The 24357-nt window shown below is 36.9% G+C and carries 20 protein-coding genes; 6 read left to right on the top strand and 14 right to left on the bottom strand.

The genetic code is table 11. The features are described from left to right. Positions 1-3: 3 nt before the first annotated feature. Positions 4-660, bottom strand: coding sequence for a beta-phosphoglucomutase (pgmB, locus tag F4694_RS16050; RefSeq protein WP_179599695.1), 657 nt, complete (start codon positions 658-660; stop codon positions 4-6). Positions 661-948: 288 nt separating this feature from the next. Here pgmB and F4694_RS16045 point away from each other — a divergent pair, with 288 nt between their 5' ends. Both F4694_RS16045 and F4694_RS16040 read left to right on the top strand, forming a co-directional pair. Further along, positions 949-1710 carry a VCBS repeat-containing protein gene (locus F4694_RS16045; protein ID WP_179599693.1) on the top strand — a complete coding sequence of 254 codons (762 nt, stop codon included), beginning with the start codon at positions 949-951 and terminating at the stop codon, positions 1708-1710. A 43-nt stretch (positions 1711-1753) separates the two neighbouring features. Continuing rightward, complete coding sequence (locus tag F4694_RS16040; RefSeq protein ID WP_179599691.1) at positions 1754-2257, top strand: hypothetical protein; 504 nt, start codon at positions 1754-1756, stop codon at positions 2255-2257. A gap of 131 nt (positions 2258-2388) precedes the next feature. Here the strand turns inward: F4694_RS16040 and F4694_RS16035 are convergent, their stop codons facing one another. Both F4694_RS16035 and F4694_RS16030 read right to left on the bottom strand, forming a co-directional pair. Beyond that, on the bottom strand, positions 2389-3906 hold the full coding sequence (locus F4694_RS16035) for a glycoside hydrolase family 43 protein (protein ID WP_179599689.1): 1518 nt from the start codon (positions 3904-3906) through the stop codon (positions 2389-2391). Then, entirely contained in the window at positions 3881-5170 is a 1290-nt protein-coding gene (locus F4694_RS16030) for a glycoside hydrolase family 1 protein (protein WP_179599687.1), read from the bottom strand. The genes F4694_RS16035 and F4694_RS16030 overlap by 26 nt, the downstream gene beginning before the upstream one ends. Before the next feature lie 226 nt (positions 5171-5396). Here F4694_RS16030 and F4694_RS16025 point away from each other — a divergent pair, with 226 nt between their 5' ends. Together F4694_RS16025 and F4694_RS16020 are read left to right on the top strand one after the other, a co-directional pair. Next, positions 5397-6113, top strand: a complete 717-nt coding sequence (locus F4694_RS16025) for a cupin domain-containing protein (protein ID WP_179599685.1) — start codon at positions 5397-5399, stop codon at positions 6111-6113. Between the two features lie 18 nt (positions 6114-6131). After that, entirely contained in the window at positions 6132-6386 is a 255-nt protein-coding gene (locus tag F4694_RS16020; RefSeq protein WP_179599683.1) for a helix-turn-helix transcriptional regulator, read from the top strand. Between the two features lie 74 nt (positions 6387-6460). Here the strand turns inward: F4694_RS16020 and F4694_RS16015 are convergent, their stop codons facing one another. The 5 genes from F4694_RS16015 to F4694_RS15995 form a co-directional block, all read right to left on the bottom strand. Continuing rightward, entirely contained in the window at positions 6461-7447 is a 987-nt protein-coding gene (locus F4694_RS16015) for a phosphotransferase enzyme family protein (RefSeq protein ID WP_179599681.1), read from the bottom strand. Between the two features lie 334 nt (positions 7448-7781). Continuing rightward, positions 7782-8615 carry an SPL family radical SAM protein gene (locus F4694_RS16010; protein WP_179599679.1) on the bottom strand — a complete coding sequence of 278 codons (834 nt, stop codon included), beginning with the start codon at positions 8613-8615 and terminating at the stop codon, positions 7782-7784. Positions 8616-8760: 145 nt separating this feature from the next. Then, positions 8761-10053, bottom strand: a complete 1293-nt coding sequence (locus F4694_RS16005) for an MFS transporter (protein ID WP_179599677.1) — start codon at positions 10051-10053, stop codon at positions 8761-8763. A gap of 233 nt (positions 10054-10286) precedes the next feature. Further along, positions 10287-12797, bottom strand: a complete 2511-nt coding sequence (locus F4694_RS16000; RefSeq protein WP_179599675.1) for a GH39 family glycosyl hydrolase — start codon at positions 12795-12797, stop codon at positions 10287-10289. Positions 12798-12889: 92 nt separating this feature from the next. After that, on the bottom strand, positions 12890-13651 hold the full coding sequence (locus F4694_RS15995) for a DeoR/GlpR family DNA-binding transcription regulator (protein ID WP_179599673.1): 762 nt from the start codon (positions 13649-13651) through the stop codon (positions 12890-12892). Positions 13652-13833: 182 nt separating this feature from the next. Here F4694_RS15995 and F4694_RS15990 point away from each other — a divergent pair, with 182 nt between their 5' ends. Together F4694_RS15990 and F4694_RS15985 are read left to right on the top strand one after the other, a co-directional pair. Next, entirely contained in the window at positions 13834-14100 is a 267-nt protein-coding gene (locus tag F4694_RS15990; protein ID WP_179599671.1) for a ferritin-like domain-containing protein, read from the top strand. Between the two features lie 26 nt (positions 14101-14126). Next, positions 14127-14471 (top strand): spore coat protein, encoded by a 345-nt coding sequence (locus tag F4694_RS15985; RefSeq protein WP_179599669.1) that lies wholly within the window; start codon positions 14127-14129, stop codon positions 14469-14471. Positions 14472-14736: 265 nt separating this feature from the next. On the opposite strand, the gene F4694_RS15980 is transcribed toward F4694_RS15985, so the two are convergent. From F4694_RS15980 to rhaB, 6 genes are all read right to left on the bottom strand, one after another. After that, positions 14737-17652: an alpha-L-rhamnosidase gene (locus F4694_RS15980; RefSeq protein ID WP_179599667.1), complete on the bottom strand. Its 2916-nt coding sequence runs from the start codon at positions 17650-17652 to the stop codon at positions 14737-14739. A 92-nt stretch (positions 17653-17744) separates the two neighbouring features. Continuing rightward, positions 17745-19037, bottom strand: coding sequence for an MFS transporter (locus tag F4694_RS15975; RefSeq protein WP_179599665.1), 1293 nt, complete (start codon positions 19035-19037; stop codon positions 17745-17747). Between the two features lie 24 nt (positions 19038-19061). Beyond that, positions 19062-20330, bottom strand: coding sequence for a glycoside hydrolase family 1 protein (locus F4694_RS15970; RefSeq protein ID WP_179599663.1), 1269 nt, complete (start codon positions 20328-20330; stop codon positions 19062-19064). 168 nt (positions 20331-20498) lie between these two features. Beyond that, positions 20499-21530 (bottom strand): AraC family transcriptional regulator, encoded by a 1032-nt coding sequence (locus tag F4694_RS15965; protein WP_179599661.1) that lies wholly within the window; start codon positions 21528-21530, stop codon positions 20499-20501. 112 nt (positions 21531-21642) lie between these two features. Beyond that, complete coding sequence (rhaA, locus tag F4694_RS15960; protein WP_179599659.1) at positions 21643-22896, bottom strand: L-rhamnose isomerase; 1254 nt, start codon at positions 22894-22896, stop codon at positions 21643-21645. A 21-nt stretch (positions 22897-22917) separates the two neighbouring features. Beyond that, on the bottom strand, positions 22918-24336 hold the full coding sequence (rhaB, locus tag F4694_RS15955; protein WP_179599657.1) for a rhamnulokinase: 1419 nt from the start codon (positions 24334-24336) through the stop codon (positions 22918-22920). Positions 24337-24357 lie beyond the last annotated feature (21 nt).

The raw sequence follows: 24357 nt of genomic DNA, 5'->3' as shown, positions 1-24357 counted from the left end.
ATCTCAACTCCTAATCTCGTTTAATAATTGGTCTATATTTAGATTAGATAGGTCTTTTAACTTCAAATGTGCGTTAACACAAGATGCCGCCGTCCCTACTCCTACTGCCTTCATTCCAGCTGCAATGGCCGCATCAATTCCTGCTTGCGCATCTTCAATTACAGCACATTCCTCTGGTGCAACTCCCAGTTTCCCAGCTGCAAGTAAGAATACCTCAGGGTCAGGTTTACTGTTCATAATACTATTTCCATCAGCGATTGCATCAAAACTAGAAGATAAGCCTATTTGTTCTAAAATAAATGGAGTATTTTTACTGGAAGAACCGATTGCAATCTTTATATCTTTCGCTTTTAAATTCATTAATAGATTGATAACCCCTGGTAAAATATCATTTGGTGACAACTTGTTAAGCAGATCACAATAGACTTCATTTTTTCGCTGAGCAAGAAGCTGCTTATCCTTCTCACTATATTTTTTATCGGAATGACTCAAAATGATTTCAAGACTTTCCATTCTGCTTACTCCTCGAAGACGTTCATTTATTTCTCTATCAAAATAGATTTTTTCCTGATTGCTAATTTGTTTCCATGCTTGATAATGAAATTCATCAGTAGAAACAATTACCCCGTCTAAATCAAATATCACAGCTAAAATTTTCATCATTCCCATCCTTACTAATCAAGTAATCTGTAAGCGTTTCCCATTACAATTATTATGATATAAGAAATTGCCCCTGCCTGCTTTCCCCTTTTTGACTGAAACCATACCGATATTTGTTCTCTTTTGTAAATTTATTTTTGTAACCTATGTCAAAAACGCTAAAAGAGTAATCACAAATCATCATCACATTACTTTACCTAACATTTACTTAACCTTTTGGTGTCAAATAGGCATTGACCTGCATAAGGTACACCAAGTAATTGGCAAATTTTTATAGGGGGGAGTTATTTGTACAGGCAATTTCAAGAACAAGCGTATGGTAACTATAGTAATTCTAGAGTCGTAGCGTTGCTCGACATGAAACAAGGTGACGTTACAGGTGACGGTATAATAGATTTCGTTTATTTATATGGAAGAAAAAACATTGAAACAGAAATCTTCGCAGATCAAATTACACTTGTCATCCAAGATGGGCGTTCTAATCAAATTTCAACCATTAATCTTCAAAATAATGCAGGATACAATGCTAAGCTCTTCCTTGGGGATTTTTCTAAGGATGATAGATTGGATATTCTGGTAAGTATTGAATCAGGAGGAAGCGGGGGATACGGTATTTTCTATATTTACTCCTTCATAAATAATATTCCACGACTATTGTTTGATTTTGAAAAATATAATAATAGCAATACATTTAAAGTCAATTATAAAGATCTTTATAAAGTAAATGTTGAAAGCCCTTCATTAGACCTACTTTTCATCCTTGACATTAGTTATAAAGGATATGATTATTTGTCACAGCTTTACGATGATAATGGAAAATTAAAACAATCAGTTCAAGGCGAAGTTCTTTCGGCTGGTGCTTTATATCCAATTGTTACAAATCAAAAAGGCATGAGTTTTGATTTACTTGTTATCAGACGGATTATTGGCATTTCAAATTCGGATACCTTGGGATATGTGGAAAACCTTTTAACATGGAATGGCACTCAATTTATATCAACAAGATTGGCAACAGCAATTCTTGGAACAAAGTTAAGTAGCCCCTCCTAATGTCGAAAAATAAAACTGGCTTTTTTAAGCAATGGAGGTTTGTATGACAAATTTTTATTCATTTCACGGAACTATCACTATGATTAGTGATTTTTTTACAGGTCAAAATGGTGAAGGAGAAGGCTGTTATAAATTAATATCTGTAGAAAACGGATTGGGAGCACTAGTAAATTTCGTGGTGTCACCTACAACTTACTTTGTAGACCATGTTATGGTTGCAGTAGGAGATCGCGTGACTGGATATTATGATGGGGATGCACCTACTATCCTTATCTACCCCCCACAATATCACGCACTTGTCATGATAAAAGATAGCCCAAATCAAAATGTAAAAGTAGATCATTTTAATAGTCAGCTAGTGAGTAATGATGGACAATTACAATTAAATATATCTCCATATACTCAAATTGTATTAACAAATGGGCAAGCATTTTCAAGAAGCCCTGCGAACCGAGATCTTATTGTTATCTATGGACCTGCCACTCACAGTATCCCCGCCAAAACCACACCATATAGAATAATAGTTTTGTGTAAGGGGTTATTTTAAAAAATTCTCGTTTAGAATATTAATTGATAAAAATGACTATCAAAATAACCTACATTTTGATAGTCATTTCCTTTAGATTATAATATTTGGGTTAAATTAAGGATTTCGTTAACAAGATGGTGCTTTAAGAATTAATTTGTATATTCGAACCAATCAAAATAGGCAGGATTACTCCTATCACTACCATTTCCTGTAGCGTAAAGACCAAAGAATACGCCGGTAAATCCACCCGCCACCTCCGTCGATAAAAGAGAACATTCACCTGAGCCTAAAATAGTAGACTCCCCACATGGCTGCTGATAGGAAAAGGTATAATTTTTGGCATCCGCTTGAATAGATAGAATAATACTTTCTTGTCCATACACATGCTCAGACTCTACCTTCCAAAGTGATCCGATTCTCCGTCTGACAAAAACCTTTTTTACACCATCTCGTATTCTTAAAGCTATTTCATAATGAAATCTCTCATTCATGAAGACTGTTAAACCAGACTCTTCCCCTTCAAAAGTGGGAGAAAATTCTAGAAGTGTGGATACTTTGCAATCAAAATGCTGTTGCCTCCGCCCCACGAATGCTGGGGAATCCGCGTCGTTTAAGCTAATCGAAGATCCATATAACGTAAGATAACCAGGTCGGTCAGATAAGGACCAGCTTCCTTCAGCAGGATTACGCAAAAAATTCCAGGAATAGTCCAAGGTGTTCCTATTAAAGTCGTCTTTACAACACCATTGCCCTCTTTCTTCTAGTTGGAGTGTTCTTCGATCCATAACTAAATCAACTTGAGCACCGATACTCGGCCACCCAGCATTCCAGTCCACTGGTGCCAAGAAGGTTTCGCGTCCGAGATGATGGTGCTTCCCGCTAAACGGAATCGGCGCTGGGCGTATTCCTAAAAATACTGTCCACCAGCTGCCATCGGTATACTGAACTAAATCCGCATGCCCAGTAGCCTGAATTGGGCTTGCACTGCTGCGATGAGTAAGAATTGGGTTATGAGGGTGACTCTCGAAAGGACCAAAAGGCTGTTCACTTCGAGCCATTGTCACCATATGCCCATATTCTGTTCCACCCTCTGCAATCATTAAGTAGTAAAAGTTGTTTATTCTATAAAGATGTGGTCCTTCAGGATGAGCACCACATGTCCCTTGCCATATTAATCGACGCTCAGTGAGAATTTCACCTGTTTCAACATCAATCTCAGCTTGGTAAATTCCCATTGGTTCCGAGCTAAAAATGTTCTGTGTCCCTGTTAAATAAACTTTGCCATCTTCATCAAATAATAGCGAAGGATCAATGCCTGGCCAATCCAGCCAAATGGGATCTGACCAAGATCCTTCGGGTTTTTCCGTCCATACCAAAAAGTTTTTCCCTACTGATAGATTGGTAGTAATCATATAAAATCTGCCATTGTTGTATCTAATGGTAGGAGCAAATATCCCCATAGAACTTTTTGACTGGTGTAACGGCAATTGACTTTCATGCGTTAAGCAATGACCGATTTGCTTCCAATTTACAAGGTCTTTTGAATGAAAAATAGGTACACCCGGAAAATATTCAAAAGAGCTCGTGACTAAGTAAAAATCTTCCCCTACTCTGCAAATACTAGGATCAGGGTGGAATCCGCTAATAACAGGATTTATATAATTCATTGTAGTAAGCCCCTTCTGTATTAACTGCATTGTTCTGTGATATTTCACCTAGAACCCGACCACTCTCTTTTACAACTCTCTCTTGTGTATCACGGTTAGCACCTATAATTCCAAATTTCGGATCATAGCCGAACGTCCATTCATAGTTATCAAAGGTGGACCAGTAGAGGTATCCCAAAACTTGAATTCCATCCTCAATGCAGGAATGCAATCCACGAAGACCCCGCTTAATAAATTCCACCCGACGTCTGTCATCATTTGTGGCAATTCCGTGCTCGGTTACCAATACAGGAATATTTAACTCTTTTGCCACATTCCGAATAGTTCCTGCTAGTGCTTCCGGATAGAACTCATACCCCATTGCAGTCACTTCAGTGCCTTCTGGAAGTGGAACTTGTCCATCAGGCCCGTAAATTTCACGAGTATAGTTCTGAACACCAATAAAATCATCATCTTCTATGACCGATTTGAATTGACCGAAGTAATCATGCCAAACTTTTGCAGATTGCTCTTCCCCGCCTTCAATGCTTTGGATTTCAGGTAATGCCAAGGATAGTCCTACCTTGGTAGCTGGGTTGATTTTCTTTATAACTTCTCGCGCTTTCACAATTTCTAAAGATGCTTCATCTGAAGCCATATGGAAGGTAAAATATTGATCAATGGTTGTTCCGCATTTCTGTGCAGCAGATTCACGCCATCCTGGCGCTGTCCATGACTTGGCATCCACACCTACTGGCGGAATGAAATTCATATTGATAAACAGTTCTTTCAACATAACGGGTAAGTTGACTTCATTCATCGTCAACACATAAGGAATCTCCCTTCCAAGATCCTTGAACACAACCTCACAATAGTTTGCGAAAAGGTCAGCAGTCTTCGGATTTTTCCAGCCGCCAATCTTCATTAACCATTGAGGAGAGGTGAAATGCATCATCGTTACTACAGGGATGATGTTGTTTTCATAGCAAACTTTTATAACATCACGATAATGGTTAATCTCCTCTTCGGAATATACACCCTGCTCCGGCTCAATTCTTGACCACTCTATAGAAAAACGATAGCTTTTCAGACCTAAACTTGCCATAAGTTCAATATCCTGTTTGTAAAGATGATAGTGATCGACAGCATTACCTGAATAATCTTTATATGGTGACCCCTCGGAATACTCTTCTACCCACATATCCGATTTATCATTGTTACCTTCTACTTGGTAAGCAGAAGTGGCCGTACCCCAAAGGAAATTTTCTGGAAAAACATATTTCATTGTAAATCGCCTCCTACTAAGCTTATATTTACTTATGTATAAATAGTAGCAAACGCTTATTCTCTAGATAATATTAAAAAGCAAGGTCTTGATTGCTCGAATCATAGTTTTTACTTTTTGATTCCAGATGATAGCCAACCTTGGCAGTTTACACTTTTATGAACTTAAACTATGATTTGTTATATATATAGATAAAAATCCATTACTCAAATAACAGGGAGCATTTATGCAACGAATAGAACTTGAAAATTATTTGGATTCATTGAAGTTTGGGATTGATGAAGAAAAAATATTGAAGGAGTATAAACCAACGTTTAAGGAGGTAGGTGGTGAACAAGTTTATCTTTTTAATAAAGGATTTGATATCACTGATTTCCCCATTGAAGAGAATGTATCTATTTCACAGCAGCCCCATGATTCAGCTATTCCTCTTCATATGCATGACTATATTGAAATGATGTTTGTTTATAGGGGTACCTGTACAGTGAAAGTAAAGGGAAAAAAGATTGATTTAAAAAAAGGAGAACTCATATTAACTAACAAAGAGACCCCTCATAGTGTTGGTGCAACAACCGAGCAGGATATTGTTATTAATATGATTCTTAAACAGGATTATCTATCACCAAGCTTTTTAAGCCGATTTTCTCAAAAAAGTATTATCTCTCAATTCATGATTGAATCGCTGTTAAGCAATCGGAAGCAAAATCACTTCCTGATTTTCAGACCAGGTGAACACAACAATGCCATAGAAATCATGGAGAATATAATGTGTGAGTTTTTTGACCGGGACTTCTGTTCTGGAGAAATTATTGACTCATATTTAATTGTTTTGTTTTCCACACTGATACGATATAAAAATAATCTGACAAGTCAAGAACCACTTAATCAAAATGACAATTCATCGTTAGTAGATTTTTTGAGATACATTGAAGAGAATTATTAGAACTGCTCTTTGGTTAAAATGGGACAGACCTTTGGATTCAACCCAAATTATTTATCCACTTTACTAAAAAAAGGAACAGGAAAATCCTTCAAAGAACTTCTGCAAATCCAACGTCTAAACCAAGCCGCTTTGTTTCTATCCAATTCCGATTTACCTATCCCTGAAATCGCTGAAGAAGTGGGTTATTCCAGCGTCACATTCTTTTATAAAAAGTTTAGAGAGTTATATCATGATACCCCGTATAGTTATAGGGAGAAAAATTCAATATTATAAAATAACGATCTTTTTAGGCTATAAACAACAAATGGCACCGCATAATGAGGGTGCCATTTGTATTTGTTTCTGCATTAATGAATTTCTGTTCCAAAATCAGCGGATTTATTTTTCATACTTTTGGTTAATCTTTCTCTTAAACTTGATAACCATTGTGGTTCATGATCCCATTTTTCTTTCATTGATGATAATATCCGAACATATCCATATAAATTAGCAAAGCGTCTACAAGCTGGTATTAATGACAACATAGCGTCTGAGACATCATATTCAGATCGATATCCATCCATAAAACATTGTTTTTTTAGGGAGAACGTTTCAGGTGATATAGAATCTTTTAAACTAGCAAGTGCCTGCTCAATATCCATTACATACCAGTGGTACATAGAATCATCAAAATCAATAACGTTACAAGATTGGAGTTCTTCATCATAGAAGACATTATCCAATTCAAAATCATAATGAATCAACCCGAAGTTACTATCGGTAATAGGAATCGAATCAAAATATTTCTTTATTAGTTGAATTTCCTCTAAAGCTGCTTTTTCAAGTGGAAAATCTACTAGAACATTACACATCCAATTTAACACGTCACTATATGACCAACGTTTGAATGTCTTTGGATTATATTCACTGGACAATTGGTGAAGCTTACCTAATGCTTTTCCGTAATGGAATATGATGGTATTGCTTAAATCTGTATCGCCAAGCTGCACACCTGATACCCGTTTAAATACTGAAGCATAGTAATCGCCCCAGGGAGTTTCTTTTTCTACAAGTTCCTCTCCATTCTTAGTTGAGACCGTCTCTAAAACCCCATATTGTTTAGAACGTAAATAAGAAATGAACTCAAGCTCTGCTAAAATATTTTTTTTATGCTTCTCTATTTGTGGTGAAAATCTCAAAAGTTGTGTCCTGCCCAGCGCTCTAAATGGGTAAATAGCGTTTGACGATATTCTGTAATACTTAAACAATTCAAGTGATTCTTTATCAAATTCCCAATTTTTTAATAACATTTCTGCTAAGTCGACGTTATTAAAAAGATATTTTAGTTTCAACATATACCACAACTCCTCGTTATCTTTTGATATTTTAGGTGTTTGACATATTCTGTGACAAGCAAAAAAAAGCCACAGGGATATACAATAACCCTGTGGCTTCACATTCCTTTTTATAAGAAATGCCAATTTTCTTGTTTGCCATCTCTTATTACAGACAAGTTTTAAATTCTACTTTAATCCGTATGAGTGAGAGGCAAGACACTTAAATTTCAAGGTTATTTTGATTAAATTAGGCATAAAGCAATCTCACTCCCTTCGATAATAGTAAGAATATGATAACACTTCCAAATAATGGTGTCAATGTTATTTTTCCCTCTTTAACAAAAGTATCCCTTTATTCTAAAAAGGCTTCTTGTTTAGAAACCCTTATCATTTCACTAGGAAAATATTTAGAAAAATACTTCTCTACCATGACATGAATATCTTTTCGATACCACCTAGATAAATCATGTTCCTTAAATAACGCGGGCATTCCTAAACGCGCGGAACGTTTCCCCTCTGCACCATCCCCGATGGTTAACGTATCAATCCAAATATGATCAACGATACCGTCCAATACCATTGGAAAATCAGGGGTAAATGGTAAAACTGGTGAAATCGAAGCTTGTGTAGTTATTCCAGCATCATGAATTTCTTTCAAAGCCTTTAAACGCAAGTTAATTCCTGGAGCAGAAGGAGCAAAAATTTGCTTTATGTCTTCCCTGTCTGTTTCAACTGTCATAGAAACAAGGACTTTACATTTTTCTCTTAATGTCACTAACAAATCAATATCTTTTGTAATGAGTGGGGATCGTGTTTGAATCCAAAGAAAATCGGGTGGATTATCTATCATTGCTTCTAATATCCCTCGGACAATGTTTGCTTTCCTTTCAATGGGTTGATAAGGATCGGTTGCAGATGACATAAATAAATTTATTGGTTTATTTTTCTTACGAAGCCTTATTATTTCATTTCGGTAATTTTCAGCTGCGTTGGTTTTTATGTCTACCCATTCTCCCCAAGGAATTTCTTTGAATCTCTGAATCGGCATTTCTCTTACATAACAGTACCGGCAAGAAAAAGCACAACCACTATATGGGTTCAATGAATGTGTAAACCCAACATCTAAATACCCTTTTGCTTCGGTTAGGATTTTCTTGGCCAGAATTTCTTTTATTTCAATCCCCATATCTTGTGCTCCTTCCTTGTACGTATACTGCCCATTCTCCTGTTGACATTATATTAAATTATATCAATAAAAATAGACCAACAAAATATTACAATTTGTTGGTCATAACGTCACAATTTTCTATTTAGTTTTCTGAACCCTATGATTAGACAGCTTGTTCACTAATTGGTGCGTTGTTTGCTTTTTTTTCTGATCCCATCTCAGGAATAGGCAGTACAAAAACTGCTGAGAGAACTGAGAATGCTGCTAGTACTAAGAAAAAGAACGTATATCCATCTCCACCAAATAAGCTTACCCCAAGTGCGATTAGAGCTGGTGCTGCGAAGTTTACTAGAGTCGATGCTAGATTTGTTGTTGTATTCATAATCGAGATATCTTTTGCCGCATTTTCTTTTGAAGGGAGAATACGGTTTACAAGGGCATTATCTACTGCATTGTACATACCAAAACCAAAATTGAAAATAAAGTTACCAACGATTACCCACGTTACACTAGGAGCGAAGGCAAATACTATCAAACAGATTCCTGTTAGAAGCGCTGCACCAAAAACAAAAGGCTTTTGTTTCTTAATCTTATCTGATAGGAAGCCGCCAAGGATACCCGCACCAACCATCATCATTATTGTCGGCGCCATTAGCCCCATAATTTTAAAGATTTCTGCTTCACCTAAATGAAATCTTGCGATATAGAAAAGGGTTAACATATTCATCCCTGCATTTGTAAAATAAATAAATAATTTCGTTAATAATGCCCAGGTATAGGATGGATATTTTTTAAAACTAGGATAGAAACCACTAAGTACAAATGACTTTTTCTCACTTTTTGCTGCTACTGTAACATAATTATCTTTTATAAGAAGTGCTGCTAACGCTCCACCAATCAATTGGACAATAATCATCGTAATCATTTTCTCATGAAGAGTAGAATCAGCAAAGACTCCCATAATCATTTGACCGGTCATAACGAATGCAGGTCCTGCTGCACCTAGTAAACCCGAAACTCGACCAAACTTTTCCTGTTCTATTTGTTCAGGGACAATCGCATAGCATGAAAGTGAAACCATTCCATAAAAGAAATTTACTAGACATAAGCTAATGATAAACATCGGGATTGATGAAGCGTTGGAAAGGGCAAACATCGATAAAGCTCCTCCGATACTGCCTGCAATAATCCAGAACCGCCTTCTCCCCATCTTAATACGGGTTTTATCTGCAATCACACCACTAAACAAACCAAAAACTACAATCATAATACCGGTAACTCCAGAGGCTGTAGCAAATGCCGTGGTTGCCTTTTCTGTTCCAACAATGTTGATAACAATAAATGTAGACAGCCCAAAACTTAGTAAAACTAACGGCGCAATCGAGGTTCCCACCCCAAGCATAGCTGCGATTAATAATCTTAAAAACGGTGTTTTCCTCATTACAGTGTTCTCCATTTTTTTACCTCCCTTTAATTAAAACGCCTTTTCACCTCTAGCAAGGATCTTCGGATTATTCATTTTTCATTCTCATACTGGAAACGCTTCCTTATGTACTTCATTATAGAGAGATGAAAACCTTTTCACTATCCGATATTTGTTCAAAGCGGGTCGGTAAATTGTCATTTCCATTTTAAGTGGTTCTTTTTTCCTAACTGATTGCAACAAAATAAGGCAGGTTTTATACCTGCCTAAAGTATCCTTTGTGGAAGGATTTCATATAACTGGACCTCATGTGGCTGAAGAATCGTATTTAATATAAAATCATTCTCAATTCTTACTTCACTAATGTGCTTTTTGGGAACACTTGAGTATTTTAAATAGTTTATGTCTTCTGGACTAAGTGAACCTGGAGCACCCATTTCCACCCATTTATCAAATGCACTTCCGTTTTCACGGTTTAATACATGCTGGTTAATTTTATAAGTACCTTGCTCCAGCCCGCTCAGAATCAGTTTCAACTGGATATCATCCCGATCTAGGAAAACATTATATCGGTTCTTGCTATCAATATTCACATGCTGATTCATACAATAAAGCATGTCATAATGACAATAATGATAGAGGATTATTTGATATCCCTTGGGACTTTTCGTCACGAAATAGCCTTCACCTGCTACAATCATCTCATCTCCTAATTTACCTAGAAAATCATAGGCATAATAGGCTGGTTTAGGAATACTTTTATTTGTTATTAAACCAAGTCCACCATGAAAAGTAGGAATGGCAGCCCTTTGTTCTTCAATTAAATCTGATGCAGTCCAATATCCAAAACTTCCAATAGTGTCTATGTTTTCGAGCAGGTTTTTAACTACAAACGCCGCTTTAAAACTAGTATCATTCGTTAAATCACGGTGGAAGGCTGTAGAATTCCATTCTGTTAAATGAAGCTCAACATGATCCATTTTCTTCTCTGCAAGGATTTGTTTAATTCTTATAATTTTGTTCTTCAAAAAGTCTTCGTCTCTGGAGATATAACCAAATTCAAATGAACCTTCATCTAATAACTTCTTTTTTTTATTGATATCAAGTTCATCATGCATATAACAATGGAACGTAATAAAATCTGGTACACAGTTTTCATTCAAACAAAAATCAAGAAATTGCTGCAGCCAGTCACTATTGTTGATTGATACAATACTCGGGCCTCCTACCTTATAAGCAGGATTAAGATTTTTTATCGTTTGATAGGTAGTTTTATATAGCAGGCAATATTCCTCAAATGTCCCTCTCCAGAACACATAGAAATCAGGTTCGTTCCAAAACTCAAAATACCATTGCTGAACTGCGTCTATCCCATATCTATTCTCATAATGAATAATAAAGTTTTTTACTAGCAGATTCCATTTCTCAATATCCTTCGGTTTACTGATTATGCTTTTTTTATAAAAAACAGTTTCATCCTGATTTTCTGCTAATTCTCCCGGCATAAAGCCGAGCTCCACAAACGGCTTAACATCAATACTTTGTAAAAAGTCGAACAATTTGTCTGTATATAGGAAATTAAACACTGGCTCACCTAGCTCATTTTCTCCATAGATCATCATTTCATCGTCAAATAAACCATGAAAGCGAAGATATTGAAAGTGTGTAGCCTTTTTCACTAACTTCAGCTGCTCTTGTACCTCGGTATAAAGACATTCTTTCGCTTTTCCAATCGTCATTAGTGTTTTCCAAGAATGCTGAAGTTTCATTGTGTTGTTGTTACTCACATTAATGGAGTATTGTTTTTTGGTGACTGATTTACTTTCTATTTCTATTGTTTTATCCCCCGAAGGTAAATAGGAAAATAGTTTTGAGAATGCCTGACTTTTGTCTATCTCAACATAGTTTGCAAGCGTTACTTTATTACTATCATTTTTCCTTGGCTCCATTTCAACTGCGCGTCTATATTCACTTGGAGTCTGATGGTAGAATTCTTTAAATGCACGGTTAAAAGCTTTTACACTCGCAAATCCATTATCAAGAGCGATTTGGGTCAGTGGTATATCGGTAAATACAATATCTTTTACCGCGTGATCCAGCCGAATGCTGTCAACATATTTAGAAAAAGGGATGCCTAAATGCTTTTGGATAAACTTCGATAAATAATGAACGGATAGGAACTCATTTTGTGATAATTCATTTAAGGTAATGGGCTGCCTAAAATTTTCTTTCACGTAAGATGTAATTCTCAATAGACGTTCAATATGTTTTTGGCTAGAGATTTTATTTTCCCTTTCTTGCTCATCTTTAAGGTTCTTGATTAACAAATAGATTAATTGAAAATAAAGGGATTTGATTTGAAGTTCGTACCCCTCGGTCGCTTTATTTACTACCCACATCATTTGTGCCAGGAGCGCACGTAGTTCGTTGAACTCCTCCTGGTGGGTATCATCATATAAAAACGATTTACAAGAAAATGTATAGGAATCCACATTCTTACTATTTTGCTTCAATTCAGGAATTGGCACCTGAATCGCAAGTAATAAATTTTCCTCCTGATGCTGAATTGAATGGATATCATTAGCATTGATAAGAAAGAGATCTTTTTCGGTCAATTCAAAACGCTTATCATTAACCGAAACATTTACTTTTCCTTTTAAAACAAAAATAATTTCAATACTGTCATGCCAATGGTTGGTTACATAATCGACACTATGCAAAAAAATGTGTATAGGAAGTTCTTTATTCATTTCAATAATTTCATATGTAAAATTCATCTTATCACCTAAATTCAGCTTTATAACAGTATACATTATAACGTGAAAGTGTAAACACAAGAAAAAAAGACCAAAATTTGGTCTAAAACATTTTAATTTGCTATGGATACTTTTATATTTTTTTCTTCCAATTGTTTTCTACAATCTTCTTCTATATTTGAATCAGTAATAATGGAGTCAATCTTTGCAATAGGAGCAATTTGCGAAAACGCTCTTGTCCCAAATTTACTTGAATCTACCATTAAGATTGTTTCATCAGCGATGTCCATCATTTGCTTTTTCACCAAAGCTTGTAACTCGTTAAAGTCACTTAGTCCTTTATCAAGGTGTACGCCTTTACATGAAATAAATGCTTTGTTGACGTGGTACATTCCGAGAGACCGTTCGGCAAGTGGACCGACAAATGATAGAGATTGTGTCAATAACGTTCCACCTGTGGAAATCACTTTGATTTGTTCTTTTTTGCTCAGTTCAATCGCTACTTTAATCGAGTTCGTTAGTACAGTTAGCGGCATGTCCTCTAATTCCTTTGCTACATACCATGCCGTTGTACTTGCGTCCAACACAATTTGATCCCCCGGTTCAATAAAACGTACTGCCTCTACTGCAATTGCTTTCTTCTCAGCTGCATTAGTAACTTCCCTTTCTATATATGAGGTTTCACCTTGGTCTTTTTCAATACTAACTGCACCGCCATGACTTCTCATTAATAGATTCTCTTTTTCCAGCTTTTCAAGATCCCTGCGAATCGTTTCTTCCGTAACAGAGAAAATTTTACTTAGTTCCGTAACCCTTACACTTAAACGTTCATTCACTAAATCAACAATTTTTCTTTGCCTTTCTGCAACTAGCATGTCCTGCACCCTTCCGCGCTATTTTTATTTATATTGTTTTACCCTTTATTTGTGTTTGTTTTCAATTATTACTATAACATAATGTTTGAAAAACAAAAATAAGGAATAAAAATAAAAAGCATAAAATGGATACACTTCGCAAATTATAAAATTGTTGGAAGTTAACTGAAAGGAGTTTATCTATGCCAAATAATCAACCACCGATTCCAAACCCACCGAGGGCTATTACGACAAAAGATATACTTTACATTAAGGATGCCTTATCTTGGGAGCTATTAACATTTAAGAAATTTCATTTTTTGGCTAATCAGATTCAGAATCCTCAATTCAAGGAAGCGCTAAATAAGGCAGGCCAAATGCACCAAAATCATTATCAACGCTTACTTACTCACCTTCAGGTGGATAACAATACTGCATTAGCGAATCTACCTAATACACAGCAGCAGTAACATTATTTTTGAACGGAGGAAGAGTAATGCCAAATCAGCAAAGTCAAAACAGCAACCAAATTGCGAATCCTCAGACAGGAGAATTGCCAAAAGTAAAGACTCCCGACATGAATGATCGTGATTTTCTTAATGACGCACTTAGTACATGTAAATATTTAACCGACAGCCTCAATATTGCAGTAAGGGAAGCGAGCCACGAACAGCTTTTTACGGATGTCTTGCAAATTCTGACTGAAACCCATCAGAGCTGCAGGGAGCTTTATAACCTTATGTTCCAGCATGGATGGTATAAACTAGAGGCTGAGGAACAGCAAAAATTAGATCAGGCGTTTAAACAATTTAATAACTATTCATCGCAATTTCCATATTAATGTTAACCTTTGGGGGTGATGCGATTTTGAAAAAGGACGAGAGAGTTAAAGTTACCAGGCTCATGAAATCTAATAAAACAAATAAGTCTGCAGAAAGTCTAAATAGAACTAAAAATGACAATATAAAAGACTATGATAGAGCATGGGAAGATGACCGCCTCTAAAAAATAAAAACAGATCCAATTTGAACTACCCCCTTTTGTTTGTATGCATTCTTTCCATTAGGGTTATAGTTCAATAAGGTCTGTTTTTTTACATGATTAACTTATTGCTTAATTAGGAATTGTTTTTCATTAAGCATGGTTAACTCTTCCATAATCGCTTTCACTTTATCACTTGAAAGGTTGGTTTCCTGCAATTCCACCAATTCTTTTAAACTTCTTGCTTTTGTTGAAAAAATGCGCGGTGGTTTAGTTATTCCTGGGGAAACCCTTTCTACTATTGCCACTGCCTCTGGATAGTCTAGGAAATCAATAAGTTTCGTTTCCTCCGTAAACACTGGTCCTAAACCACGTGCGTTACGATATTTAAAGTGGTAGGATCCAGAACCCACTGTGAGCCGGACACCCTCTTCTGTAAACAAGTAAGAATGAATGTCACTAGAACCCAATCTTATTCCACCTTCAGTAACATCCAAAAGTTGTGCATTTGGTAAAAGGATTTCTGCAGTGGTATTGGCAGGAATCTCCACTTCAATTTCAACTTCTTCTTGTGTTAGACGCCATGAAGAGCGAATTTTTCCATACATTGAATCGTAGTCAGCTCTTGCATTCGTCAATTGAATACCAGCAAATTTTGGTTCAATACGGATCTTTTTATACGCTGGACTACCAGGATCCATATCCAGTCCTGCTATCGTTTTATACAACCAATTTCCGATCGAACCATATGCATAGTGATTAAAGGAGTTCATCTGATCGCTCCAGAACGAACCGTCTGGCTTAATGCTATCCCAATGCTCCCAAATGGTTGTGGCACCTTTTTTAATTTGGTACAGCCATGATGGGTAATCTTCCTTCATTAATAATTTAACGGCTGTTTCATGATATCCGCCTTTTGATAGAGCGAAACAAATATATGGTGTACCAACAAACCCTGTATTCAAATGATAATCGTTTTGAATAATCAACTCATTTAACTCATGAGCTGTCCGTTCTTTCGCCTTTCCTTCGACCATATCAAACATTAAAGTAATGACATGGGCGGTTTGGGTTGGGGACACTAATCTGCCTGATGGCGAAACAAATTCATGGTTAAACTGTTCAATAATATTATTCAAAAGATTACTATATTCTTGAACCTCATTAGATTTCCCGAGGACCTCAGCAGCATCCCTAAGGATTCTTGTTGAATAGGCATAAAAGACAGTAGCGATAAAGTCTTTAGGTGTAGCGCCAACAAAACTATTTTCTTTTGCGTCAAGTGCCAGCCAATCGCCAAAGTGAAAGCCTGTGTTCCAAAGATTTTCATTTTTCCCCTGGCGTCGAATATATTCTACCCATGCTTTCATGCTGTCATATTGCTCTGCGAGTAATCGCTCATCACCGTATGTCTGATAAAGTGTCCAGGGAATAATCGTTGAGGCATCGCCCCATGCAGCAGAGCCGACTCCCCCTTCAACATTTGGAATAACAAATGGAACATTTCCATCTGGAAGTTGATCAGCCTTTAAGTCCCGGAGCCATTTTGTAAAAAATGATCCTCCTTGATAATTGAATAGTGCTGTTTGAATAAAGACCTGTGCATCAGCAGTCCACCCCAGCCTCTCACTTCGCTGCGGGCAATCTGTCGGCACATCAAGGAAGTTCCCTCGTTGTCCCCATACAATATTCTGCTGAAGTCGGTTGATTAATGGATTAGAACATTCAAATTCACCTGAAGGCTCCATATCAGAATGGATCACTTCACCAACAAAGTTTTCAAGTGGTAAACCATTTTCTTGTCCAGGGTATCCTTCAATCTTCACATAACGAAATCCCTGGAATGTAAAATGCGGAGCAAAGGTTTCTGTCCCCTCACCTTTTGTAATATATTCTACTTTCTGCTTTGCGAATTTCAGATTACCAAAGTAAATATTTCCATCCTTATCTAACACTTCGGCATGTTTTAGGACAATTCTCGTGCCCGCAGGAGCGTTAACCTTAAAGCGAATTCTCCCGACCATATTTTGCCCCATATCAATAACAGTATCACCAGATGGGGTTACAAAAGAATCTATTGGTTTTAGTACTTCTGTAACACGGGTTGGAACATTTTCCTGTGCGACTAATCGAGTAATGGGCATTTCTAGAATAATTGTATCTGCCCAATCCACATCATTAAAATCGGATTGGCTCCATCCTTCCTGTTCAACCCTTGCATCGTATGTTTCACCATGATAAATTTCCGAAAATAAAATCGGTCCTGTTGAAGCTTTCCAAGTAGTATCTGTTCCAATGATGTCTTCAGTACCATCGTTATAAGTAACATGGATTTGAAAGAAAGCCGCCCGTCTGTCTCCATAGATATTTCGATTATTTTCCCTGACAAGGTTTCCCTTATACCAGCCATCCGCCAACATAATGCCTATTGCATTGGGACCATCACGTAGCTGTTCAGTTAAATCATACGTCTGATACTGGAGCCGTTGATGATAGCTGGTCCACCCTGGCGCAAGTAGTTCATCGCTTACCCGTTCTCCATTTAAAAATAATTCATACAAACCAACACCTGTACCATAAATCCGTGCAGAAGAAATTCCAGTTTTTACTGTAAATTCCTTCCTTAATAGAAAGATAGATTCAGTAAGTGGATCAATTTCTTTAGGTTCTGGAGTGATCCATTCTACTTGCCATTCTAAAGGATCTAGCAAGCCTGTTTCCCACCAAGCTGTTTCACTCCAATTGGATTCTCGGTCGAAGTTATCCCAAACCTTTACACGATAAAAATACCTGGTTCGAGAGTTTAATTCAGGACCACTATACTCTATGTGAATTGATTCATCTGATTGAACAACACCAGTATCCCATAAGGTTTCAGTGAAATTCTCCCGATTTGGACTCACTTGAATCTGATATGCCGTTTGCATTGTACACCGTCGGTCAGACTGAATTTTCCAACTAACTCGTGGTCTTTTTATATTAATTCCAAGCGGGTTTGTTCGATACTCGCAAGTTAATGCTTCTACTTTTATATCAATCATTTAAAACTTTCCTTCCTACAAAAAGGTTGGGGCACTCTATAATGATGAATAGAGTGCCTCTCATTTTAATTAAACATTTTCCATTGATTATTTTAAGCAATTATCTCTTTAGCATTATCATTATTGACATTAACTTTTGGATCCATTTCAGGAATTGGAATGACAACAACAGCTGAAAGAATGGAGAAGACAGCTAATACTAAGAAAAATAACGTATATCCATCTCCACCAAACAAGCTTACCCCTAAAGCAATGATACTGGGTGCTGCGAAATTTACTAATGTAGAAGAAAGACTTGTTGTAGTATTCATTATTGAGATATCTTTTGCTGCATTCTCTTTTGAAGGGAGAATACGGTTTACAAGAGCATTATCTACTGCATTATACATACCAAAACCAAAGTTGAAAATAAAGTTTCCAACGACGATCCATGTTATGTTAGATGAGAAAGCGAAAGCAATTAAACATAGTCCTGTAATAAGTGCTGCACCTATAACAAATGGTTTTTGCTTCTTAAGCTTATCTGATAGAAATCCTCCTAGGATACCAGCTCCAACCATTAACATGATTGCTGGAGCGGTAAGTCCCATTATCTTGAATATATCCGCTTCACCTAAGTGAAATCTTGTAATATAGAAAAGAGTTAGCATCCCCATCCCTGCATTAGAGAAGTTAATAAACAATTTTGTTAATAACGCCCATGTATAAGAAGGATGCTGTTTAAAACTTGGATAGAAACCACGAGTACCCACTGATTTCTTCTCATTCGTTGTAATAATAGCAAAAGAATTATCTTTAATTAGAAGTGCAGCTAAGAATCCGCCAATCAGTTGGACAATTATGATGGTAATCATTTTCTGTTCAAGGGTAGAATCCGCAAAAGCTCCCATAATCATCTGACCGCTCATAACGAATGCAGGTGCAGCTGCACCAATTAAACCCGCTACCCGACCATATTTTTCCGGTTCTACTTGTTCAGGGACGATCGCATAGCATGAAAGTGAAACCATACCATAAAAGAAATTGACTAAACACATGGTAATGATAAACATTGGGATTGATGAAGCGAATGTAAGGGCAAGCATGGATAAAGCTCCGCCAATACTGCCTGCAATCATCCAAAACCGCCTTCTGCCCATCTTTAATCTCGTTTTATCAGCAATTATCCCACTAAAAAGTCCAAAAATGACGACAGCAATACCAGAAATTCCAGTAGCCGTAGCAAATGCAGCTGTTGCATGTTCTTGTCCAACAATTCTAATTACAATAAATGTAGAGAGTCCAAATGATAGTAGAACTAGAGGTGCAATGGATGTTCCAACACCGAGCATCGCTGCCACTATTAATCTTATAAAAGGTGTATTGTTCGTTACCGTATTGTTCATTTCTTAACCCCCATTATTTATCTCTTATTTGGTTAATAATGTGTTCACTTTTGCTATACTTCCAAGAAAATTAGCGCTTCCTTTTACTTTTCTTTCCTGCGTGGAGCGATCCACTTCAATCAAACCAAATTTCATTGCATAACCAGATTGCCATTCGAAATTATCAAAAGTAGTCCAGTGGAGATAGCCTCGTACGTCTACTCCTTCATCCACACAAGCTTGTACACCCTCTAAAGCTTTACGAATAAATTCTACCCGTCGCTCGTCGTTTTCGGTCGCTATGCCATGCTCAGTAATCATAATAGGAATCGATAGATCCTTAGATACCTTACGAATCACATTTCCAAGCGCTTCAGGATAGAATTCATAACCCATTAGCGTAAGTTCTGCTCCCTCCTCTGGCTTCACTTGTCCTTCTGGTCCGTAAACCTCTCTTGTGTAGTTTTGGAGTCCGAGGAAGTCATCTTCTTCTACCATATCTAAATATTGTCGGAAATAACTGTGCCATTTCTTTTCTGCAATTTCCTCCCCACCTGGGATGGACTGAATATCAGAAAGAGCCATTGATAAGCCGACTTTCGTATTTGGCTGAATCTGCTTAATCGCCTTGCGTGCCTTTCGATGAGTTTCTTTTAAGATATTGATGGAAGCCTCGTCAGAAATCATATGGAACGTAAAGTAATTTTCAATCGTAGTTCCGCACAACTTAGCCGCCGACCCCCGCCATTTAGGTGCCTCCCAAGCATCCCTTGCGATGCCTACCGGAGCGATAAACCCAATCTTTGAAAAAATTTCACGTAACATGACAGGGAGGTTAATTTCATTCATTGTGAGTACGTACGGAATTAAATCACCAATTTCTTTAAACACAACCTCACAATATTTCGCAAACCGCTCGGGAACCTCAGGACTCGCCCAACCTCCAAATCTCATTAGCCACTTAGGTGAAGAAAAATGGTGCATTGCTACAACCGGTGTTAATCCATATTGGTAACAAGTTTCAAGTACATCGCGATAATGCGCGATGGCAGAACGTGAATAATAGCCTGGTTCTGGTTCGATTCTGGACCATTCGATAGAAAATCGATAGGTATTTAATCCTAGTCTGGCCATTAGAGCAATATCTTCCTTATAAAGCCGATAATGATCAATGGTATCCCCTGATTTATCTTTATAAGGTGACCCCTCTGCGTGCTCCTCTGCCCAGAAATCGCTGTTAATATTATTTCCTTCCACTTGATATGCTGCTGTTGTTGAACCCCAAAGGAATTCTGGTGGAAAATTAAATCCCATTTAAAACACTCCTCATATTTTGCTACTTACTTACTACTCTTACATTGTAGCAAGCGTTTTCATTTGTTTTAATGGTAAAAACAAATGAGATTATTGCTCGAATCAAAGATTTATTTATCTAAGACTATCCGTCTTTTTTACCCTAATAAAAAACCGCCAAGCGGCGGTTTAAAGCTGAACATTTTCTCTAATGGCCATAGAGTGCATTGACTGATTTTCCCTAAATTCTTTGGGTGTTTGGTGAAAGAAATCATTGAATTTTTTATAAAAGAAAGAAACACTTGTGTATCCAACTTCTTCCGCAATATCAGGTATTGGCAGGTCGGAGTTTAAAAGATAGAGAGCTGCTTTATTTATCCTCTGTATTTGGAGAAGATCCTTGAAGGACTTACCGGTTGCTTTTTTGAGAACAGCGGAAATATAGTTTGGGTGATATTTATAGTGGTCCGCCATTTCCGTTAAACTGCATTCTTTAAAATGATCGTCTATATACTTCAGAAAATCTAAAACAATAACATCCTTCTGCTTTATATTGTCTATCTGTGTACTTGTTGAGCTGTTACTTTGGCGTATTAATTCCGTAAACAATATAAAAAGATAACCATTAATCATATCACTCGAAAAAAAGTCTCTATCAAAATATTCGCACATAATTTGCTCCATGATCCCAGGTATTTTTGAACGTTCGGCAAAAGGAAAATAGAGATAATTATTTGCTCGTCGACTATCAATAAGAGAGTCTATTAAAAATTGTGAGATGATACTTTTATTGGTAAATTGACTAAGGATTCCGGATGACAAATAATCATGCTTTAGTTTCATATCTATAATAATATCAAAATTTGTAATCCCTTTGACCGTATGCGGTGTATGCTTATCAAGCATAATCATTCCACCCTCTGAAAGGTTCATTTCACCTTCCTGCAAGACGACTGTACATTGTCCTTGGTAGACGTAAATCACTTCGATATATTGATGAATATGCATAGGGACATAAGCAGAGGGTAACTGCTGGCAGACAAATACGTTTTCTTCGATTGGATTAAATGATAAATCAAAAATTTTATCGAATAAATAAACGGGCTGTCCATTTACTATCTCTATTGGTTTGGCATCATGAGCTTCCTTTATTTCATTCCAGTCAGGTGCTTCCATTGTGTTATTATTCAGCAGTAAGGACCGCAGCTCATCACTATTCATGTGAAAATCACCTACTCTTATGTCATTTGTTAGTTTAACTCTAAAATAATACAAACAAAAAAGATAGTAAGAAAATATTTCCTACTATCTTTTTCTATTGATATTTCTTTTATTATCGTTTTAATAGAACCTCTTGCTCATATGCTTTTACTTCTTCTAACCAAGATTCTCTTACTGGAACACCCATTTTTTCACAGTAGTAATCCCAAATTGCACCGAATGGATACGTTTTGAATTCTTCCATTAATGCTAGTCTTTCTGTGAAGTTGCCTTCTTCTTGTAACTGCTTTAAATACTCATTTGGAACTAACATCGCATAAAGCAACGCTTTGATCATGTTGCGTGTACCAATAGTCCAAGCGGCAACACGGTTAATACTTGCATCAAAGAAATCTAGTCCGATGATTACACGGTCTAAGGCATCGTTACGTACAATTTCTAACGCGATTTCTTTTAATTCATCATCAAGAATAACAACATGGTCACTGTCCCAGCGAACTGGTCTTGAAACGTGCAACGCAAGTTTTTCGCTAAATAATAGCATAGAAGAAATTTTGTTTGATACTGTTTCTGTTGGATGGTAATGACCAGTGTCTAGCAAGCACAGTTTATCGTTTTTCATTGCATAGTTCAGATAAAATTCGTGCGAACCAACAACATAAGATTCAGAACCAATACCAAATACTTTACTTTCGACAGCATCTAAGTTGTACTTTTTATCTGTTTCGACTGCAAAGATTTTATCCAATGATTCTTTTAATCTCTTTCTTGGAGTAAGACGGTCACTTGGGATATCTTTGTAGCCATCTGGAATCCAAATGTTTGTTAACGCTGGAGTACCAAGCTCTCTTCCGAAATATTCACCAATTTTACGGCTGCCAATACAGTGATTAATCCAGAATTCACGGATTTCTTCGTTTGGATGGGAAAGGGTTAAACCATCATCCGCTTTTGGATGGGAGAATAAAGTTGGGTTATAATCCAAGCCAAGTCCATTTTCCATTGCCCACTTTACCCAGTTTTCAAAATGCTTTGGTTCAAGTTGATCACGTTCAACTACTTCACCATTTGTTTCAGCATAAATAGCATGTAGATTCACGCGGTGCTTACCAGGGATTAATGATAATGCCTTCTCTAAATCACTTCTTAATTCTTCAGCATTTGTCGCTTTACCAGGATAATTCCCTGTAACATCAATACCACCTGATAATTCGTTTTGGTTTACTTCAAATCCAGCAACATCATCGCCCTGCCAGCAATGAATGGAAATCGGTACACTTTTTAGCTTTTCTACTACTTCTTCGACATCTACTCCCCATTTAGCATATGCTTGTTTAGCAAGTTCAAAATTCTCTTTAATAGTCATGTTTATTCTTCCTTCCTTTAATTAACTGATTACAGGCTGAGTTGGCAGATATTTTTTCACTTCAAATGAATCTTTAATAATCGAACGTGCTTCTTTAATATCACGGATTTCTCCAAGAGCCATTAATTGGGCTGCTATGTTACCAATCGCAGTCGCTTCAACAGGTCCAGCAAATACTTCTTTCATTGTTACATCGGCAATTAGCTGATTAAGCATTTCATTTTGACAGCCGCCGCCGATAACATTTATTTTTGTAAACTTCTTTTCGAAAATCTCTTCAATTTCAGAAACCGCTTCTTGGTAGCTTACTGCCAAACTATCAAACACACATTTCGCCATTTCACCAGGAGTATTTGGTACCTGCTGCTGTGTTTCAATACAATAGTTCATGATTGCATCAATCATATTTTCAGGTTTTAGGAACCGGTCATCGTTTACACTAACGATTGCCTTATAATCCCTTGCTTCTCTCGCTAAATCCACAAGCTGCGCAAAGGAATATTCATCATTGTAATTACGCTTCACTTCTTGGATCATCCAAAGACCCATGATATTTTTCAAGAATCGGTATTGGTAATCGATTCCGCCTTCATTGGTGAAATTATAGTCCAATGCCTTTGTTACACAGATTGGAAAATAGTTTTCCACACCAATTAGTGACCATGTACCAGAACTGATATAAATCGATTCGTCTTCTTCTGGTACCGCAATAACCGCTGAGCCTGTATCATGTGTCGCTGGAAGAATAACTTGAAGGTCAAAACCAAGCTCTGAAACTAGTTCCTGTGAAAGTGTCCCAAGGATCGTTTTTGGAGTTTTAATTTCTTGAAACATTTCTTTATTAATCCCAAGAACATCTAATATCTGCCCATCCCAGTGTTTGGTAAAGGCATTTACCAGCTGTGTAGAGGTGGCATTTGTATATTCATTTGCTTTTTTACCAGTCAGTAAATAATTGAAATAATCAGGAATCATTAAAAATGATTTTGCTTTTTCTAGGATTTCAGGATTATTTTTTTTGATAGAAAATAATTGATAAATTGTATTAAACTTTTGGAACTGAATGCCTGTTTCAAGGTAAAGTCTTTCCTTTGAAAAAAGCTCAAATACCTCTTCCATCATCCCATCTGTACGCGGGTCACGATAAGAAACCGCTTCCGTTAATGGCTGATTATTTTCATCCAATAACAAAAAGTCGACAGCCCATGTATCTATTCCAATACTATCTGGCTGAATGCCTAATTCCACGCATTTTTTTAGTCCATTTTTGATTTCTTGAAAAAGTTTATCGGCTTCCCAGCAGAAGGAATCCCCTTTTTTCACGATTTTGTTTTCAAAGCGATGAATTTCTTCTAGTTTTAACAGACCATCTTCAAGATAGCCCAATATAAGTCTTCCACTTGATGCACCGATGTCGACGGCTATACTGTATCTTGGCATTAACATCACCTTTCTGTTGGG

Origin of the sequence: Neobacillus driksii (assembly GCF_013409995.1) — a bacterium.
GTDB lineage: Bacteria > Bacillota > Bacilli > Bacillales > Cytobacillaceae > Neobacillus > Neobacillus driksii.
The sequence above is the reverse complement of the archived record's forward strand: the minus strand, read 5'-3'. Positions and strand labels throughout refer to the sequence as shown.

Bases quoted from the DNA above. Each gene is read 5' to 3' on its own strand.
- pgmB (WP_179599695.1), bottom strand. From the start codon at position 660: ATGAAAATTTTAGCTGTGATATTTGATTTAGACGGGGTAATTGTTTCT.
- F4694_RS15970 (WP_179599663.1), bottom strand. From the start codon at position 20,330: ATGGGATTTAATTTTCCACCAGAATTCCTTTGGGGTTCAACAACAGCA.
- F4694_RS16025 (WP_179599685.1), top strand. From the start codon at position 5,397: ATGCAACGAATAGAACTTGAAAATTATTTGGATTCATTGAAGTTTGGG.
- F4694_RS15990 (WP_179599671.1), top strand. From the start codon at position 13,834: ATGCCAAATAATCAACCACCGATTCCAAACCCACCGAGGGCTATTACG.
- rhaB (WP_179599657.1), bottom strand. From the start codon at position 24,336: ATGCCAAGATACAGTATAGCCGTCGACATCGGTGCATCAAGTGGAAGA.
- F4694_RS16010 (WP_179599679.1), bottom strand. From the start codon at position 8,615: ATGGGGATTGAAATAAAAGAAATTCTGGCCAAGAAAATCCTAACCGAA.
- F4694_RS16020 (WP_179599683.1), top strand. From the start codon at position 6,132: ATGGGACAGACCTTTGGATTCAACCCAAATTATTTATCCACTTTACTA.
- F4694_RS16015 (WP_179599681.1), bottom strand. From the start codon at position 7,447: ATGTTGAAACTAAAATATCTTTTTAATAACGTCGACTTAGCAGAAATG.
- F4694_RS16040 (WP_179599691.1), top strand. From the start codon at position 1,754: ATGACAAATTTTTATTCATTTCACGGAACTATCACTATGATTAGTGAT.
- rhaA (WP_179599659.1), bottom strand. From the start codon at position 22,896: ATGACTATTAAAGAGAATTTTGAACTTGCTAAACAAGCATATGCTAAA.
- F4694_RS16000 (WP_179599675.1), bottom strand. From the start codon at position 12,797: ATGAATTTTACATATGAAATTATTGAAATGAATAAAGAACTTCCTATA.
- F4694_RS16005 (WP_179599677.1), bottom strand. From the start codon at position 10,053: ATGGAGAACACTGTAATGAGGAAAACACCGTTTTTAAGATTATTAATC.
- F4694_RS16030 (WP_179599687.1), bottom strand. From the start codon at position 5,170: ATGAAATATGTTTTTCCAGAAAATTTCCTTTGGGGTACGGCCACTTCT.
- F4694_RS15995 (WP_179599673.1), bottom strand. From the start codon at position 13,651: ATGCTAGTTGCAGAAAGGCAAAGAAAAATTGTTGATTTAGTGAATGAA.
- F4694_RS16035 (WP_179599689.1), bottom strand. From the start codon at position 3,906: ATGAATTATATAAATCCTGTTATTAGCGGATTCCACCCTGATCCTAGT.
- F4694_RS15985 (WP_179599669.1), top strand. From the start codon at position 14,127: ATGCCAAATCAGCAAAGTCAAAACAGCAACCAAATTGCGAATCCTCAG.
- F4694_RS15975 (WP_179599665.1), bottom strand. From the start codon at position 19,037: ATGAACAATACGGTAACGAACAATACACCTTTTATAAGATTAATAGTG.
- F4694_RS15980 (WP_179599667.1), bottom strand. From the start codon at position 17,652: ATGATTGATATAAAAGTAGAAGCATTAACTTGCGAGTATCGAACAAAC.
- F4694_RS15965 (WP_179599661.1), bottom strand. From the start codon at position 21,530: ATGAATAGTGATGAGCTGCGGTCCTTACTGCTGAATAATAACACAATG.